The sequence below is a fragment of the Actinokineospora sp. genome, assembly GCF_050699995.1.
Classification (GTDB): domain Bacteria; phylum Actinomycetota; class Actinomycetes; order Mycobacteriales; family Pseudonocardiaceae; genus Actinokineospora.
Genome location: NZ_JBOHGC010000607.1, coordinates 1 through 2,324 on the forward strand (window position 1 = coordinate 1; position 2,324 = coordinate 2,324).

General features: G+C 70.7%; 3 protein-coding genes and 1 pseudogene. All 4 read left to right on the top strand.

Annotation, left to right across the window (positions count from 1 at the left end):
* The first annotated feature begins 22 nt into the window (after positions 1-22).
* Entirely contained in the window at positions 23-208 is a 186-nt protein-coding gene (locus ACRDSQ_RS29255) for a hypothetical protein (RefSeq protein WP_431425504.1), read from the top strand.
* 47 nt (positions 209-255) lie between these two features.
* Positions 256-999: a hypothetical protein gene (locus tag ACRDSQ_RS29260; RefSeq protein WP_431425506.1), complete on the top strand. Its 744-nt coding sequence runs from the start codon at positions 256-258 to the stop codon at positions 997-999.
* A gap of 131 nt (positions 1,000-1,130) precedes the next feature.
* Positions 1,131-1,361, top strand: a pseudogene (locus ACRDSQ_RS29265) (cupredoxin domain-containing protein); the annotation flags it as partial.
* A 10-nt stretch (positions 1,362-1,371) separates the two neighbouring features.
* A partial coding sequence (locus ACRDSQ_RS29270) for a response regulator transcription factor (RefSeq protein ID WP_431425507.1) occupies positions 1,372-2,324 on the top strand: 953 nt, incomplete at its 3' end.

A 2,324-nucleotide genomic window follows, 5' to 3' on the forward strand; every position in this document is an offset into this window, starting at 1 on the left:
CCGCGGAGGTTAGGAGGCGGAGATGGTGATCACCCGGTCGGCGGCCAGCCTGGCCGCCTTGGTCCTGCTCGCCGCGTGCGGTGGCGAGAGCCCGCAACAGCCGGCCGCGCCGCCCAGCCCGGCCCCGACAACGGCCGAGCCGACCGGCACCCCACTGTCCACTTCGGACATCGCCGGGCTGGCCGCGTTGTTCGCCGACCAGCCTTGACCGGTGGGCAGACCGCGCCGCGCCAGTACAGGTGGGTCAACGATCAGGTGACGATCTTCGTGCAGTTCGACGACCGGGATCCGGCGAAGGCGAAGTCGTTGCGCTACGTCGGAATCGGCGTCAAGGGCGTGTTCTGCGCCGAGGCCCAGCCGGGCGGCGCCAAGGGTGGGTTCACCCACTTCCACGCGCTCGAGGCGCCGGAGTACGGCAAGGGGCACGGCGGTCCGCCCGGCAACCAAGGTTACTGGCTGAGCTGGGTAGCGGTGGAGACCTTCACCCAGCGAGACGGCAAGCAGATCAAGCCCGGCGTTGACTACGACTTCTCGCCGACCCCGCCACCGGCGTGTGGAACCAACGTGCCGAAGCCGACCTTCACCGGCCCCGGCCAGCGCACGCTGTCCCCATCGGACATCGCGGTGCTCGGCATGTTGTTCGCCGATCAGCCGCTGACCGGGGGCCAGAAGGCGCCGCGGCTGTACCGGTGGGTGAACAAGGACGTCTCGATCTTCGTGCAGTTCGACGAGTCCGACCTGGCCAAGGCGAAGTCGTTGCGTTACATCGGGATCAGCGTGCGCGGCGAGTTCTGTAAGTCCAAGCAGCCCTCGGTGGACTTCCCGCACTTCCACCGCTTCGACGCGCCCGAGTACGCCAAGGGCCACGGCCAGGCGCCCGGCGACCGCGGGTACTGGCTGCTGTGGATGGCCACCGACACGTTCACCCAGCGCGACGGCCGTCAGGTGACCCCCGGTGTGGACCGGCAGTTCTCCCCCACGCCGCAGCCGGACTGCTGACATGCGGGCGGGGCTCGCGGCGGCGCTGGTGCTCACCGGATGCGCGCCGTCGAGCCCGCCGGCCCCGGTCACCGTCGAGGTGCACCTGACCTGCGCCACCGGGGGACCCCGACGCGCCGTGCGCGTTCCGGCCCGATCGGGTGACGATCCCGGTCGGCGGCACCGTGCGCTGGATCAACGACGACGCCACCTTCCACACCGTCACCTCCACCGCACCGACCGGCCCGCGCCGGCCCAGCGGCCGGTTCGACGCGGTGCTGGACGCGGCCGGGGAGACGTTCAGCTACACGTTCACCGAGCCGGGCAGCCATGCGTACTACTGCCAGCCGCACTCCGAGTTCATGGCCGGCACGGCGAGGTAACGTGCCAATCATGGGCCCACGGGCTCCCCGGGTGCTGATCGTCGACGACGACCGGATGCTGGTCGCCCTGCTGGAGCGCGGCCTGGCCTACGAGGGCTTCGACGTGCGGGTCGCACACAGCGGAACCGAGGCGCTGGCCCGCGCCAGGGACGAGGCGCTGGACGTGGTGCTGCTCGACATCGGCATGCCCGACGAGGACGGTTTCACGGTGCTCGCCGAGCTGCGCAGGACCAGCGACGTGCCAGTGGTCATGCTCACCGCGCGAGACGAGGTCACCGACAAGGTCGGCGCGCTGGACTCCGGCGCGGACGACTACGTGGCCAAGCCGTTCGATCTCGACGAGCTGATGGCGCGGATGCGCGCGGTGCTGCGCCGCCGGGGCAGCACCGCGCTGGATCGCGTTTCCTACCAGGACCCTGTGCATCGACCTGGGCAGCCGCGAGGTCACCCGGGAGTCGTTGCTGCGAACGGTGTGGGGCTACGGCACGCCAGTGGAGTCCGACGTCGTCGATGTCCACATCGGACACCTGCGCCGCAAATTCGGCGAGCCCGGGCTGATCCACACCGTGCGCGGGGTCGGCTATCAGCTGCGCGGCGCGCCATGACAATCCGGCTGCGCCTCGCGGCGGCGTTCACCATCCTGGTCGCGTCGATCCTGGTCGTGCTCGGCGTGGTGACCTACCAGCTGCTGCGGCACAACCTGCTCAGCGCGATCGAGCGAGACGTGGCCGCCCGCGCCACCAACGTCGCGGCAACGGCAGCCGCAGCGCCCTACAATCTGGACACCTTCGGCGCGCCCGACCTGTTCCTCCAGATCACCGGTCCCGCGGGTGACACCGTTGCCAGATCAGGGAATCTGGGCGACCGGACGCTGCCGCTGTCCGAGGCCGCCCGCGGCGGCCAGGTCGTGGAGGAACGCGTCGCCGGGCGCCCGTTGTTCCTCACCGCCGCCCAGGTCACCGA

Bases quoted from the DNA above. Each gene is read 5' to 3' on its own strand.
- ACRDSQ_RS29255 (WP_431425504.1), top strand. From the start codon at position 23: ATGGTGATCACCCGGTCGGCGGCCAGCCTGGCCGCCTTGGTCCTGCTC.